We start from the raw sequence: 13,749 nt of genomic DNA, 5'->3' as shown, positions 1-13,749 counted from the left end.
AAGGGTGTGCTATGCAGTTCGCATGAGCCGAGCATCCTCTCATGCCCTCAAGCACCCGCCGGTCACGGCGCCCTCCGAGCCGGCGGGTGCGATACCTTTTCCCGAGCTCGAGGTCGCGATCGAAAAGCAGCGACGGCGTGGCCGCGGCGCGCAGTCCAACCAGAGCGGCCGGTTCGAGGCCGAGGCGCGGGTCGCCTTCGACGATGGCTGGCAGAGCCTGGACGACCTGCCGCCGTTCAAGACGACGGTATCGCTCGATACCTCGCGCAAGGTCATCACCCGCAACGACTCGCCTGACATCGGCTTCGACCGTTCGATCAATCCCTATCGCGGCTGTGAGCATGGCTGCGTCTACTGCTTCGCGCGGCCGACCCATGCTTTTCTCGGCCTGTCGCCAGGGCTCGATTTCGAATCCAAGCTGCTGGCCAAGCCGGACGCGCCCGAACTGCTCGAGAAGGAACTCGCGGCGCCCGGTTACGAGCCGCGCATGATCGCGATCGGCACCAACACCGATCCCTATCAGCCGATCGAGCGCGAATACAAAATCATGCGCGGCATTCTCGAAGTGCTGGATCGGGCTGGCCATCCCGTCGGCATCGTCACGAAGTCGGCGCTGGTGACGCGCGACATCGATATTCTCCAGCGGATGGCGAAGCGCAATTTGGCCAAGGTTGCGATATCGGTGACCACGCTCGATCCCAAGCTTGCGCGCACCATGGAGCCGCGTGCCTCGACCCCGCCGAAGCGGCTGGAGGCGCTGCGCCAATTGTCGGAGGCCGGCATTCCCGCAACCGTTATGGTCGCACCGGTGATTCCCGCGCTGAACGATTCCGAGATCGAACGCATTCTCGATGCCGCAGCCCATGCCGGCGTCAAGGAAGCAAGCTACGTGCTGCTGCGGCTGCCGCTGGAAGTGCGCGACCTGTTTCGCGAATGGCTGATGGCGAACTATCCCGACCGCTACCGTCACGTCTTCACCCTGATCCGCGACATGCGCGGCGGGCGCGATTACGACTCGCAATGGGGAACGCGGATGAAGGGCACCGGCCCGATGGCCTGGATGATCGGACGTCGCTTCGAAATCGCCTGCGAAAAGCTCGGCCTCAACAAGCGCCGCTCGAAGCTGACGACCGATCATTTCGTCAAGCCGAAGCGCAGCGGACAGCAACTGAGTCTGTTCTAGATAGTTGTCGTGGTTGCGAGCCGCCGGGTCGCGCGAATGTGCGCCCGGCGACGAGCGCAGTTGCGCTCGCACAGTGATGACAGGCTCCGCGACGCAATCCCTCTAACCACGGAGGGAACGAATGGATTGCTTCCGCCTTCGCTCGCTGAGCTTCGGCGGACGCAGTCGTCGCTTACGCCCCCTTGCGCAAACGCTTCGCGTTTGTCGCAGGCAATGATGGATGGGAGAGTAGCATGAGCACCAAGGCGCCAATCCCGCGGTTCACGGTCATCACGCTCGGCGTAACCGACATGCGCGCCAGTATCGCGTTTTACGAAGCGCTCGGCTTTGCCCGAAAAATGCAGGCAACCGGTGAGGCCGTCGCTTTCTTCGACACCGGCGGCACGGTGATCGCGCTGTTCCCGTGGGATCAACTCGCCCGCGACGCCACGCTGCCGGATGAGCCGCGGCCGAAAACCTTTCGCGGAACGACACTCGCCTGGAATTGCGGCTCCGTCGAGGAGGTCGACACCGTGCTGGATTTCGCAATCTCCTGCGGCGCGTCGCTATTGAAGTCCGCACACAAGACCGATTACGGCGGTTACTCCGGCTATTTCGGCGATCCCGACAACCATCCCTGGGAAGTCGTGGTTGCGCCCAGCATCGAGGTCGGCGACGACCGGCGGGTTCACCTGCCGGATTAAAGCCCGCGATGTTATCGCCACGCCGCTTTTCTCTGCCGGTGAATTGCAGTATTGCGGCTTGATGAACCAGAAGCCCGCACCGGTATCGGAAAAGCAGCCGCTCGTCATCTTGATGACGCCGCGCCTGATTCTGCGCACTGCGGTCGAAGAGGATATATCGGTTCTGCAGAATCTGATTTTCGGCGACAGCGAAGTAATGCGCTTTGCGTTTGCCGGAGCACCGATGGCAAAGGACGCCGCCGAGGATTTCATCCGGAGATCATTCACGTTCGGCGAAAGTCTCACGGGGATGGCGGTTCTGGCCGAAAAGCCCGCGGGCGAAGTTATCGGCTTTGCGGGCTTGTCTCCATGCCAAGCGCTGGAGGCCGACGACTTTGAGATCGGATTTGTCCTTGCGCGCAGGGCATGGGGCAAGGGGATCGCAACCGAAATCGGCGAGGCGCAACTCGCTTTCGGGTTCGAGCAACTCAAATGCGGCAGATTGCTCGGGCTGGTCGATCCGCGAAATGCACCGTCCATTCGTGCGCTCGAGAAGCTCGGGATGCGTTATCTGGCGACGATTGCGGAGCCTAAGCGCGGGAGCCGGCTCGTTTATGTGATTGAGGCCGGGGAGTGGCGACGGCGGCGCGCTGAATAACGGGAATTGAGCCGAGTTCCTGGTTGCGCCCGGGCGCGCGCTTTCGCACGATCCCGGCATGATTCGGGACAAGTCCGCCAAGAGAATTGACAAGAAAGCCGGCAAGGAGCAGGCCGAGCTGCCCAAGGGCGTGATCGCGGTCGCGCCGCCGAGCTTCCGCCGTGAGCGGGCGCTGATCAAGCGCGGCGTCTGGCCGGTGGCGGGCTGCGACGAGGCCGGGCGCGGTCCGCTGGCGGGTCCGGTGGTGGCGGCCGCCGTCGTCCTCGATCCCAAGCGAATCCCCAAAGGGATCGACGATTCCAAACGGCTGACCGCCGAGCGCCGCGAGGAATTGTTCGAGGAGATCTGCGCGACATCGTCCTTTGCGGTCGCCTTTGCCTCGCCGGCGCGGATCGATCGCGACAATATCTTGCGTGCCTCGCTCTGGGCGCTGGCGCGCGCGGTCCGTGCGCTGCCCGAGGTGCCAAAACATGTGTTTGTTGACGGCCGCGACAAGATCGACGCGCCCTGCGACTGCGATGCGGTGATCGGCGGCGACGGCATTGTCATGTCGATCGCAGCCGCCTCGATCATCGCCAAGGTGACGCGTGACCGCCTGATGAGCGCATTGGCGCTGGATTGCCCGGGCTACGGCTTCGAAACCCACAAGGGCTACGCCGTGCCGGAACATCGCGAGGCGCTGGACCGGTTAGGCCCGAGCATCCACCACCGCCGATTTTTCGCGCCGGTCATTGCTGCGCGGCTGAAACATTACCCCGAGACGGTCGAAGAGAGGATTGAGCCCGATCTCTTCACCGTAGACGGAGAGATTACTTCCGACGTTTCAGTCACGATCTGAGGCCGGTTGCCTCGGCGGCTGGTGCGCTCTATCAAACGTCCGTTAAGGACAGGGCTGCCCGGCCCGGCATTCGGACGTTTCATGCGCTTCACCTCGCTCGTTGTCGAACTGATCCGCGCCCGGCCGCGGCTGGTGGTCTGGCTCGTGGTGCTGGCCCAGGCCGGACTTTGGCTGATGCTGCCGATGCTGCTCTATCCGAGTCCGCCCGGCGACCTTGCGACCGTGCTGGCCTTCGGCCGGGAGTACCAGGTCGGAACCTGGCTCGGTCCGCCGCTGGCGTTCTGGCTCGCCGATATCGCCTTCCGCGCCGCCGGCAACCACATGTTCGGCGTCTATCTGCTGGCGCAGGCCTGCGCCGTCGTCACCTTCTGGATCTACTATCAACTGGCCCGCGCGATCATCGGCGGGCAGCAGGCGGTGCTCGCGGTACTGCTCTCGATGACGGTGGTGGCGTTCAGTTCGCCCGGCGTCGAGTTCGGCCCGATGGTGCTGGCGCGCCCGCTGTGGGCGCTGCTTTTGCTGCATTCCTGGCAATTGATCGGCCAGAACCGGCGCAACGCGTGGTTCGCCTGGTCGATCGAGGCCGGGCTTTTGCTGCTGACGACGTCGGCTGCACCCGGAATATTGCTGCTGCTCGCGGGATTTGCCGTTGCCACGCCGCGCGGCCGGCGCGTGCTGATGTCGCTCGATCCGCTCTATGCGCTGCTCGTGATCGCCGTTTTGGTGTTGCCCTATCTGATTTGGCTGCTCCGCGCCGATGCACTCACCGTGCCGCCGTGGCCCGCAATTTCCGATCTCGGCACGCGAGTCCTGCAATGGGGCTGGCTGCTCGCCGGCCTGGTGCTTGCGTCGTCCGCCATCGTGCTGCTGGCGGTCCTCAACTCCGGCTGGTTCGCCCGCCATGCCGGGGAAGCGCCGATCATCTACCGGCCGCCGGTCGATCCGCTGGCGCGCGACTTCGTCTATTTCTTCGCCGTCGCCCCGGCGCTGCTAGGAAGTTTCCTGGCCGGGCTGTTCAATTTCGACCACGTAGTGGGCGGCGCGGGCGTTGCGCTTCTGATGTCCGGACTTGCCGTGATCGTGGCGACCGGCGATCTGCTCCACCTGCGGCGTCAGCGCGTGCTGCGCACGGTCTGGGCCGCGGCGCTCGCTGCTCCCGCCCTGGTGGCGATCGCGACCACGCTTCTTCTGCCCTGGACCGGCGCTGAAGTGCCGACCTTGTTGCCGGCGAAAGCGATTGCGCATTTCTTCGGCGACAATTTCGAACGGCGAACCAACCAGCGGCTGCGCGCCGTGGCCGGCGATCCGCAACTGGCGAGTTTCATCGCGATGAGCGCCGGGCGCCCGCATCTGCTGCTCGATGCGACGCCGGAACGAACGCCATGGCTGTCGGTCGCGAAATTCAACGAGACCGGTGGCGTCGTGGTCTGGCGCGCCTCCGACACCTCAGGCACGCCACCGCCTGATATCGCACAGCGGTTTCCAGGCCTTGTGCCGGAAGTGCCGCGCGCCTTCGAATGGATGGTGAACGGCCGCCAGCCGTTGTTGCGGGTCGGCTGGGCCATCGTGCGGCCGAAGGCGCCGTAACTGCGATCTTCTTGCGCTGATGTCAGTCCCGGCTCTGCGGTGCACCGCCGAGAGGCGCTGCACCGCGTCCGGGACACGAGCTAACGCACTTCTTCCAGCGCCTTCGCGATGGCGCGCAGATCCTGCCACGACATCCGCTTGTAGGAGGGCGAGCGCAGCAGATAGGCCGGATGGAACGTCGCCATGGCGCGGATGGTGCGGGTGCCGGTGTCGTAGTCGAACCATTTTCCGCGCGTCCTCATGATGCCCTCGCGGGTCGACAGCAGCGTTTGCGTCGAGGGATTGCCAAGCGTCACCAGCACGTCGGGATTCACGAGCTCGATCTGCCGCTGGATGAACGGCAGGCAGATTTGCGTCTCCTGCGGCGTCGGGGTGCGGTTGCCGGGCGGCCGCCAGGGAATGACATTGGCGATGTAGGCCTTGCTGCGGTCGAGCCTGATCGCCGCGATCATCCGGTCGAGCAACTTGCCGGAACGTCCGACAAAGGGCAGGCCCTCGATGTCCTCGTCGCGCCCGGGCGCTTCGCCGACGAACATGATGCGCGCTTGCGGATTGCCGTCGGCAAACACCAGCCGCGTCGCGGTGTTTCGGAGCGCGCAGCCCTCGAAATTTTCCAGGAGCGCACGCAGCGCTTCCAGCGTCGGCGCCGTTCGTGCCGCTTCGCGCGCGATGGCGATGGCCGCTTCCGGCGCGGGCGCTATTTCGCTGCGCGGAACCGCCGGCATCGCGGCGGGCATTTCCCGCAACGGGCGGGGTGGCGCAGCCTCGCGGACCGGGACGGGAGCGGCAGGGGTGTCGGGCTCGGTAAGCCGATCGACCGGCTCCTCCCTCAACGCGCAATCGACCCCGGCCTCCAGGTAAAAGGCCAGCAATTGCCGAATATTAGGCGCGGGTTCGGGGATCAAATCCATTATGCCAATCTAGTATGGATCGCGTCGGCGTGAAACGCCTCGCATTGCATTTCCATGGTTGTCCTCCCCGCAAAAATCGGAAACAACGAGCCTTTAGAGCCGTTCTCAATTGGGCTGAGATCAGATCATGAGCGCAGAAGAACTTCCTCCCCGCGAATCCATGGAATTCGACGTCGTGATCGTCGGCGCCGGGCCGTCGGGCCTTGCCGCTGCGATCCGGCTGAAGCAGCTCAATGCCGATCTCAGCATCGTCGTGGTGGAGAAGGGTTCCGAGGTCGGTGCGCATATTCTGTCGGGCGCAGTGATCGATCCGGTCTCCCTCGACAAGTTGATCCCCGATTGGCGTGAGGATGCCGATTGCCCGCTGAAGACAGAGGTCAAGGACGACCGTTTCTACTGGACCACGGCAACCAGCGCGATCCGGCTGCCGAACTTCGCCATGCCGCCGCTGATGAACAACCATCACTGCTATATCGGCTCGCTCGGCGACGTCTGCCGCTGGCTGGGACCGAAGGCGGAGGCGCTCGGCGTCGAAATCTATCCGGGCTTTGCCGCGGCCGAAGTGCTGTACGACGACAACGGCGCGGTACGGGGTATCGCGACCGGCGACATGGGCATCGCCAGGGATGGCAGTCTCAAGGATTCTTTCACGCGCGGCATGGAACTGCTGGGCAAATACACGCTGTTCGCCGAAGGTGCGCGTGGCAGCCTGAGCAAGCAATTGATCGCCAAATACTCCCTCGACGCCAACAGCGAGCCGGCGAAATTCGGCATCGGGCTGAAGGAAGTCTGGGAGATCGATCCCGCCAAGCACCAGAAGGGCCTGATCCAGCATTCGTTCGGCTGGCCGCTCAACAATTCGACCGGCGGCGGCTCGTTTCTCTACCATTACGACGACAACAAGGTGGCGGTAGGCTTCGTCGTGCACCTCAATTACGACGATCCGTATCTGTCGCCGTTCGACGAATTCCAGCGCTTCAAGACCCATCCCTCGATTCGCACCGTGTTCGAAGGCGGCAAACGGATTTCCTATGGCGCGCGCGCGATCACCGAGGGCGGTTATCAATCGGTGCCGCGTCTGAGTTTCCCGGGCGGCGCGCTGATCGGCTGCGCAGCCGGCTTCGTCAACGTGCCGCGCATCAAGGGCGTGCATAACGCGATGGGCAGCGGCATGCTCGCCGCTGAACATGTCGCCGCAGCGCTCGGCGCCGGCCGCGCCAATGACGAACTGGTCGAATACGAAAACGCCTGGCGGGATTCCGCCGTCGGCCGCGATCTGCACCGGGTCCGTAACGTCAAGCCGCTATGGTCAAAGTTCGGCACCATCATCGGCGTGGCGCTGGGCGGCTTCGACATGTGGTGCAATACGCTGGGCTTCTCGCTGTTCGGAACCCAGTCGCACGCCAAGCCCGATCGCTCGACGCTGGATGCGGCGAAGGCGCGCACCCCGATCGCCTATCCCAAGCCGGACGGCAAGCTGACTTTCGACAAGCTGTCGTCGGTGTTCCTCTCCAACACCAACCATGAAGAGGACCAGCCGGTTCATCTCAAGGTCGCCGACATGAACCTGCAGAAGACATCCGAGCACGATGTCTATGCCGGTCCGTCGAACCGCTATTGCCCGGCCGGCGTGTATGAATGGGTCGAGGAGGCCTCGGGTCCGCGCTTCCAGATCAACGCCCAGAACTGCGTCCACTGCAAAACCTGCGACGTGAAGGACCCGAACGGCAATATCACCTGGGTTCCACCGGAGGGCGGTGGCGGGCCCAACTACCAAGGTATGTAGAAGAGAGGCCGCATTGACCACGATTGCGTGAGCTGGAGGAGGCTGATACCGCCTCCGGCCACGATACCGCCACAGTAAAAGCGTTTCCGGGTTGGGCTGGCTAAATCGGAGCCCTAAGGGCCTAATCTGCCGATCGATTCGCCAACCCGTATCCTTGCGGTTGAGGGCCAAAAGCGGCATTGTCGCTGCCCGAGATGCCGCCGCTTGGGTTTGCATTCGAGACCGATCGTAACGATCCCGCCATACATCCTGGAGCTAGGCGAACGTGATGCTTTCCACTCGTATGAATCGTTGGACCTTCGCCGCAATTACTCTCGCCGCACTGGCCGCACCGGCTGCGGTGTTGGCCCAGACGCCCGAACACACGGGCGACAACGCCGCGCAATTTCCGAGCAAGGCCGATCTGAAATCGCTGACGACGTCGGGCAGCTATCTCGCCGCGCGGCATGCCAGCGTCGAGCGCGACGCGGCTTCCGCCGCGGCATTCTATCGCTCCGCGCTGCGCACCGATCCCAAGAACAATGAACTGCTGGACCGTGCCTTCATTTCCTCGCTGGCCGATGGCGACATCGATGAAGCGGTCAAGCTCGCCGATCGTATCCTGACGATGGACAAGGCGAACCGCGTTGCGCGGCTGGTCGTCGGCGTCCGCGACCTCAAGCAGAAGAAATATGCGGCCGCGCAGCTCAACATCAACCAGTCGATCCGCGGACCGATTACCGACCTGGTCGCGACGCTGCTGTCGGGCTGGGCGAGCTACGGCGCCGGCGATGCCAAGACGGCGGTTGCCAATATCGACAAGCTGACCGGCCCCGAATGGTATCCGATCTTCAAGGATCTCCACACCGGGATGGTCCTCGAGATCTCGGGCAAGGACAAGGATGCCGGCGCGCGATTCGAGCGCGCCTACAAGCTCGACGATTCGATGCTGCGCGTATCCGACGCCTATGCGCGCTGGTTGTCGCGCAACAAGGATGGCGCGGCGGCGGCCGGCATATACGAGGCGTTCGACAAGAAGTTGCCGCGGCATCCTTTGGTGCAGGAAGGCCTGCGCGACACCCGGGCCGGCAAGAAGCTGTCGCCGCTGGTCGATTCGGCGCAGGCCGGTGCGGCAGAAGCCTTGTACGGCATCGGCGCCACGCTCACCCGCCGCGGCGGCGAGGATCTGGCGCTGGTCTATCTGCAGCTCGCGCTCTACCTGCAGCCCAACCATCCGCTGGCGCTGTTGTCGCTCGCCGATCTCTATGAGTCCGTGAAGAAGCCCCAGATGGCGATCAAGGTCTACGAGCGCATGCCGGCGAGTTCGCCGCTCAAGCGCAACGCGCAGATCCAGCTTGCCACCAATCTCGACGCCGCCGACCGCAGCGAAGAGGCGATCAAGATCCTGAAGGGCGTTACCGCGGAAGCGCCGAAAGATATCGAAGCCATCATGGCGCTCGGCAACATCGAGCGCGGCCGAAAGAAGTTCAACGATTGCGCCGCAACCTATACGCTCGCGATCGACGCGATGCCCGGGGTGACGGACAAGAACACCTGGGTCACCTACTATTATCGCGGTATTTGCCTGGAGCGCTCCAAGCAGTGGAGCAAGGCCGAAGTCGACATGCGCAAGGCGCTGGAGCTGCAGCCCGAGCAGCCGCATGTCCTGAATTATCTCGGCTATTCCTGGATCGACCAGGGCATCAACCTCGACGAGGGCATGAAGATGATCAGGCGCGCCGTCGATCAGCGTCCCGACGACGGCTACATCGTGGATTCGCTGGGCTGGGCGTTTTACCGGATCGGCAATTTTGAAGACGCAGTAAAGAATCTCGAGCGCGCGATCGATCTCAAGCCCGAGGATCCGACCATCAACGACCATCTCGGCGATGCCTATTGGCGCATCGGGCGGACACTGGAAGCCAAATTCCAGTGGGCCCATGCCCGCGACCTCAAGCCTGAGGCGGAAGAATTGCCGAAGATCGAGGCCAAGATTGCCAACGGTCTGCCCGAAGACACCTCTTCTGCGGCTTCCGCCGACAAGAAGAAAGAAGACGGCAGGGGCGGCTGAGGCAGGGACTTTGGGGGCTGTTCGGCAATGCCGGGACTGAGTGATGAAGGGCGCGCCAAGGTCAACCTGACCTTGCGGGTGAATGGCCGTCGATCGGACGGCTATCACGATCTCGAAAGCGTGGTGGCGTTTGCCGACTGCGCCGACCGGCTGACGCTGACGCCGGGTTCGGATCTGGATTTGAAGATGTCGGGGCCGCTGGCGCAGGCGTGCGGCGAGACGTCGGACAATCTGGTGCTCAAGGCCGCGCGTCTGCTGGCCGAGCGCGTACCTAACATGAAGGCCGGCAGTTTCTCGCTCGACAAGGTCTTGCCGGTCGCGGCTGGAATCGGCGGAGGTTCGGCGGATGCCGCGGCGGCACTGCGGCTGCTTTCGCAATTGAATGGGCTCGCGCTCGACGATCCCCGCATCATCGAGGTCGCGCAACTGACCGGCGCCGACGTGCCGGTCTGCGTCAGGTCACGCGGCTGCGTCATGACCGGCGTCGGCGAAACGCTGCAGCCGCTCAGCATGCCGAAAATGCCCTGCGTGATGGTCAATCCCGGCGTTCCCGTCGCGACCCGCGACGTTTTCAACGCGCTCGGCCTGCGCAATGGCGAATTGCTGGTCGGTGCCACCGACGTGCTGCTGCAGGACCACTGGCCCGACGAAAAGGCATCGCTCGAAGATTGGGTTGAAGCGCTCGCCGCCAGTTCCAACGATCTGGAAGCGCCGGCCATGCGTGTCCAGCCCGTGATCGGTGACGTCATCTCGGCGCTCAACGCGACCAACGGCGCCTGGCTGGCACGGATGTCCGGATCGGGCGCTACCTGCTTTGCGATCTATGAGAACACCGCCGAAGCCGGCCGCGCGGCGGAGAAGATCCGGCGCGATCACCCCGGATGGTGGGTGCATGCGGGAACGCTGAGCTGAGATTCTCTTCGTAGGATGGGTGGAGCGAAGCGATACCCATCGCTTCATCGCGAGCGGTTTGATGGGTTTCGCTGCGCTCTACCCATCTACGAGCTAACTCGCCGGCCGCTTGGCCAGCGCCAGCGAAATACCGAGACTGGCGATGAACAGCCCCGAGCCTTGTCGCAACCGTTGAAGCAAGTTCGGGTTGCGCGTGAGACCGGCGCGCGCCGTGGCCGCCATCATCACCACGACGACATCGACTAACGTGTTGAGCGCCACCGAGATCAGGCCAAGCGCGATGAACTGCAGCGCAGGGTGGCTGCCGGCCGGGTCGAGGAATTGCGGAATGAAAGCCAGAAAGAACGCCGCGGTCTTCGGGTTCAGGGCTTCGACCAGCACGCCTTCCCGAAACACGCGCTGTGTACCGACAGCGACGACCTGTTGCGGCAGCAGATCGCGCGCCTCGCGAAACGTCTTGAGGCCGAGCCAGACCAGATAGAGCGCGCCTGCGAATTTGAGCACGGTGAACAGCTCGGCGCTGGCAAGGATGATCGCCGAGACGCCAAGCGCGCCCGCGATCACATGCACGAGCCCGCCGAGCGCAGTCCCGAATGTCGAGGAGAAGCCGGCGCCTTTGCCGCCCGACAGCGTCCGTGCCGCGACGTAAAAGATTCCAGGACCAGGGACCGCGGCAATGACAAGCGCGGCCAGGAGAAACAATGTGAAGTTAGCGCTGGTCAATGCGATCTCTCTTGTAGGATGGGTAGAGCGCAGCGAAACCCATCAACTTTCGCCACCGGCATGAATAATGGGTATCGCTTCGCTCCACCCATCCTACGGACTTCTCAGTGCGACCGCGCCAGACAGAACGCCACGACCTGCTCGAGCGCGGTCTTCATGGGCGAGGCCGGGAACAGCGCCAGCGCGTCGACCGCCATCGCGCCGTAATGCTGGGCGCGGCTGATCGTGTCTTCCAGCGCGCGGTGCTTGGTCATCAGGCCGATGGCATGATCGAGATCGCTGTCGCCGATCTCGCCACGCTCCAATGCCTTGATCCAGAACTTGCGCTCGCTGTCATTGCCGCGGCGGAATGCCAGCACCACCGGCAGCGTGATCTTGCCCTCGCGGAAATCGTCGCCGATGTTCTTGCCGAGTTTCGCAGCCTTGCCGCCATAGTCGAGCACGTCGTCGACGAGCTGGAACGCGATGCCGAGATTCATGCCGACCGAGCGGCATGCGGTCTGCTCGGCCTTCGGCCGGTTGGCGATCACAGGTCCGACCTCGCAGGCCGCGGCGAACAGTTCGGCCGTCTTGCCCCGGATGACCGCGAGGTATTCGTCCTCGGTGGTCGCGGTGTTCTTGGCTGCCGCAAGCTGCATCACTTCGCCTTCGGCGATGGTGGCCGCGGCGGAGGAGAGGATGTCCAGCGCGCGCAGCGAGCCGACCTCAACCATCATGCGGAAGGCCTGGCCGAGCAGGAAGTCGCCGACCAGCACGCTGGCCTCGTTGCCCCACAGCATCCGCGCCGACAGCTTGCCGCGGCGCAGTTCGCTCTCGTCGACCACGTCGTCATGCAACAGCGTTGCGGTGTGCATGAACTCGACGGAGGCGGCGAGCTTGATATGGCCGTCGCCGGAATAGCCGGTGAGGTTGGCCATCGCCAGCGTCAGCATCGGGCGGAGACGTTTGCCACCGGATGAGATCAGGTGGTTGGCGACTTCCGGAATCATGGTGACTTCCGACCCCGTCCGCGACAGGATCGTGGTGTTGACCCGCTCCATGTCGGCGGCGACGAGCCCGACCAGCGCATCTATCGAAGCGTTCGACGGGCTTTCGAAGGGTACAATAACCGCCACGCGGGTCTCCAATTTGGCAAATTCGCACTATCCTTGTTCTACAATAGAAAGTGCCGGCTAAGGCGGCAAGGGCGCGAAGCGGTTGACAGACCCCGTGCCGTCGCCGCACCCGGGCGAAAAGGAGAGCATAAATTGCGGGAATTGGTCAGGACCAACGATATCGTGCTGGTTTCCGCGGTCGGTGCGCTGCTCGACGGCGCCAATATCCATCATCTGGTGCTGGACCAGAACATGAGCGTCATCGAGGGATCGCTCGGCATCCTGCCGCGCCGCATCCTGGTTCACGAGGACGACAATCGCGAGGCCCGCCAGCTACTGACCGAGGCGGGCCTGGCTCACGAATTACGCCCCGATGACTGACCCCGTCCTCGAACTCACCGAGGATGCGTTTCTCGGCGGGCAATTGCGTCTGAAGCAACTGAAATCGGGACATCGCGCCGGTCACGATGCGGTGCTGCTGGCAGCGGCGACGTCAGCCCGTTCGGGCGACCGTATCGCCGATCTCGGCGCCGGCGTCGGGGCCGCGGGCCTGGCGGTTGCCAGGCGGGTGTCCGGCATCGATCTGGTTCTGGTCGAGATCGATGCGGCGCTGGCGGGCCTTGCGCGCGCCAATGCGGATGCGAATGCGATTCAAGCTGACGTGATCGTGCTCGATGTGGAAGCTGATGCCACAGCCTTTGCCGCCGCCGGACTCGTTCCTGATAGCTTCGATGCGGTGCTGATGAATCCGCCCTTCAACGATCCCGCGCGGCATCGCGTCTCGCCGGACACGGCGCGCGGGACCGCGCATATGGCGACCGCAACGACGCTCTCAAAATGGGTTCACGCGGCGCGGCGCATTCTCAAATCGAGGGGGGCGCTGACGCTGATCTGGCGCGCCGACGGAATTGCCGAGGTGCTCTCGGCGCTCGATCACGGTTTCGGGAGCTTGCAGGTCCTGCCGGTTCATGGCGACGCGCGGGGGCCTGCCAATCGCATCCTGGTTCGCGCCACCAAGGGTGGGCGGGCGCCGACGCAAATCCATCCCGGCCTTATGCTCAATGACGAGCAAGGCGTGCCAAACAAAAGGGTGCAGGAGATTCTGGCCGGGAAGGAGAGCTTGCCGCTCGCGAACCCGTAGAAGTGGGTGGCTCGCACGCCCAAATTTCCTGGAACAGGACGCTATTGCGGAAGCGTCTCTGACTGTTGTTTGGGCGCCGATGTAAAGTGGATCGCGGCCAGAAGGCTGCCGATGAGCATGATCAGCAGGTAGATTTTCATTTCACTCTCCGCTGCGCCATTGCAGCTTTAACGTCTGCAAGGCAAAAGGCGTTCCGGCCCAAAA

13 protein-coding genes are annotated in these 13,749 nt (G+C 63.8%); 10 read left to right on the top strand and 3 right to left on the bottom strand.

Annotation, left to right across the window (positions count from 1 at the left end; all coding sequences use genetic code 11):
• Positions 1–22 precede the first annotated feature (22 nt).
• From V1279_RS25565 to V1279_RS25545, 5 genes are all read left to right on the top strand, one after another.
• Positions 23–1,183, top strand: coding sequence for a PA0069 family radical SAM protein (locus V1279_RS25565; protein ID WP_334441563.1), 1,161 nt, complete (start codon positions 23–25; stop codon positions 1,181–1,183).
• 233 nt (positions 1,184–1,416) lie between these two features.
• Positions 1,417–1,866, top strand: a complete 450-nt coding sequence (locus tag V1279_RS25560; protein ID WP_334441560.1) for a VOC family protein — start codon at positions 1,417–1,419, stop codon at positions 1,864–1,866.
• Between the two features lie 61 nt (positions 1,867–1,927).
• On the top strand, positions 1,928–2,503 hold the full coding sequence (locus V1279_RS25555; protein ID WP_334441557.1) for a GNAT family N-acetyltransferase: 576 nt from the start codon (positions 1,928–1,930) through the stop codon (positions 2,501–2,503).
• Between the two features lie 58 nt (positions 2,504–2,561).
• Entirely contained in the window at positions 2,562–3,341 is a 780-nt protein-coding gene (locus V1279_RS25550; RefSeq protein WP_334441554.1) for a ribonuclease HII, read from the top strand.
• 81 nt (positions 3,342–3,422) lie between these two features.
• A complete protein-coding gene (locus V1279_RS25545) occupies positions 3,423–4,928 on the top strand; it encodes a glycosyltransferase family 39 protein (RefSeq protein ID WP_334441550.1) in 1,506 nt (501 codons plus the stop codon).
• A gap of 80 nt (positions 4,929–5,008) precedes the next feature.
• Here the strand turns inward: V1279_RS25545 and V1279_RS25540 are convergent, their stop codons facing one another.
• Positions 5,009–5,833 carry a uracil-DNA glycosylase gene (locus V1279_RS25540; RefSeq protein WP_334446572.1) on the bottom strand — a complete coding sequence of 275 codons (825 nt, stop codon included), beginning with the start codon at positions 5,831–5,833 and terminating at the stop codon, positions 5,009–5,011.
• 133 nt (positions 5,834–5,966) lie between these two features.
• Here V1279_RS25540 and V1279_RS25535 point away from each other — a divergent pair, with 133 nt between their 5' ends.
• The 3 genes from V1279_RS25535 (at position 5,967) to V1279_RS25525 (ending at position 10,587) form a co-directional block, all read left to right on the top strand.
• Positions 5,967–7,625: an electron transfer flavoprotein-ubiquinone oxidoreductase gene (locus V1279_RS25535; protein ID WP_334441547.1), complete on the top strand. Its 1,659-nt coding sequence runs from the start codon at positions 5,967–5,969 to the stop codon at positions 7,623–7,625.
• A gap of 268 nt (positions 7,626–7,893) precedes the next feature.
• Positions 7,894–9,675 (top strand): tetratricopeptide repeat protein, encoded by a 1,782-nt coding sequence (locus tag V1279_RS25530; RefSeq protein ID WP_334441544.1) that lies wholly within the window; start codon positions 7,894–7,896, stop codon positions 9,673–9,675.
• Positions 9,676–9,702: 27 nt separating this feature from the next.
• Complete coding sequence (locus V1279_RS25525) at positions 9,703–10,587, top strand: 4-(cytidine 5'-diphospho)-2-C-methyl-D-erythritol kinase (protein WP_334441541.1); 885 nt, start codon at positions 9,703–9,705, stop codon at positions 10,585–10,587.
• A 93-nt stretch (positions 10,588–10,680) separates the two neighbouring features.
• Here V1279_RS25525 and V1279_RS25520 read toward each other — a convergent pair whose 3' ends face one another.
• Positions 10,681–11,310 carry a LysE family translocator gene (locus V1279_RS25520; protein WP_334441538.1) on the bottom strand — a complete coding sequence of 210 codons (630 nt, stop codon included), beginning with the start codon at positions 11,308–11,310 and terminating at the stop codon, positions 10,681–10,683.
• A 104-nt stretch (positions 11,311–11,414) separates the two neighbouring features.
• The gene (locus V1279_RS25515; protein WP_334441536.1) at positions 11,415–12,425 is read right to left on the bottom strand and encodes a polyprenyl synthetase family protein; all 1,011 of its coding nucleotides are present in this window, start codon (positions 12,423–12,425) and stop codon (positions 11,415–11,417) included.
• A gap of 132 nt (positions 12,426–12,557) precedes the next feature.
• Here V1279_RS25515 and V1279_RS25510 point away from each other — a divergent pair, with 132 nt between their 5' ends.
• Both V1279_RS25510 and V1279_RS25505 read left to right on the top strand, forming a co-directional pair.
• Entirely contained in the window at positions 12,558–12,785 is a 228-nt protein-coding gene (locus V1279_RS25510) for a putative signal transducing protein (protein ID WP_334441534.1), read from the top strand.
• On the top strand, positions 12,778–13,545 hold the full coding sequence (locus V1279_RS25505) for a tRNA1(Val) (adenine(37)-N6)-methyltransferase (RefSeq protein ID WP_334441531.1): 768 nt from the start codon (positions 12,778–12,780) through the stop codon (positions 13,543–13,545). The genes V1279_RS25510 and V1279_RS25505 overlap by 8 nt, the downstream gene beginning before the upstream one ends.
• Positions 13,546–13,749: the final 204 nt, after the last annotated feature.

This window comes from Bradyrhizobium sp. AZCC 1610 (genome assembly GCF_036924515.1).
In the GTDB taxonomy this organism is placed as follows: domain Bacteria; phylum Pseudomonadota; class Alphaproteobacteria; order Rhizobiales; family Xanthobacteraceae; genus Bradyrhizobium.
Note: the sequence above shows the minus strand (reverse complement) of the source record. Positions and strands in the feature narration are given on the sequence as shown.

Excerpts from the sequence above, each read along its gene's own strand:
- V1279_RS25550 (WP_334441554.1), top strand. The coding sequence starts at position 2,562 with ATGATTCGGGACAAGTCCGCCAAGAGAATTGACAAGAAAGCCGGCAAG.
- V1279_RS25505 (WP_334441531.1), top strand. The coding sequence starts at position 12,778 with ATGACTGACCCCGTCCTCGAACTCACCGAGGATGCGTTTCTCGGCGGG.
- V1279_RS25560 (WP_334441560.1), top strand. The coding sequence starts at position 1,417 with ATGAGCACCAAGGCGCCAATCCCGCGGTTCACGGTCATCACGCTCGGC.
- V1279_RS25525 (WP_334441541.1), top strand. The coding sequence starts at position 9,703 with ATGCCGGGACTGAGTGATGAAGGGCGCGCCAAGGTCAACCTGACCTTG.
- V1279_RS25535 (WP_334441547.1), top strand. The coding sequence starts at position 5,967 with ATGAGCGCAGAAGAACTTCCTCCCCGCGAATCCATGGAATTCGACGTC.
- V1279_RS25565 (WP_334441563.1), top strand. The coding sequence starts at position 23 with ATGAGCCGAGCATCCTCTCATGCCCTCAAGCACCCGCCGGTCACGGCG.
- V1279_RS25530 (WP_334441544.1), top strand. The coding sequence starts at position 7,894 with ATGCTTTCCACTCGTATGAATCGTTGGACCTTCGCCGCAATTACTCTC.
- V1279_RS25555 (WP_334441557.1), top strand. The coding sequence starts at position 1,928 with ATGAACCAGAAGCCCGCACCGGTATCGGAAAAGCAGCCGCTCGTCATC.
- V1279_RS25545 (WP_334441550.1), top strand. The coding sequence starts at position 3,423 with ATGCGCTTCACCTCGCTCGTTGTCGAACTGATCCGCGCCCGGCCGCGG.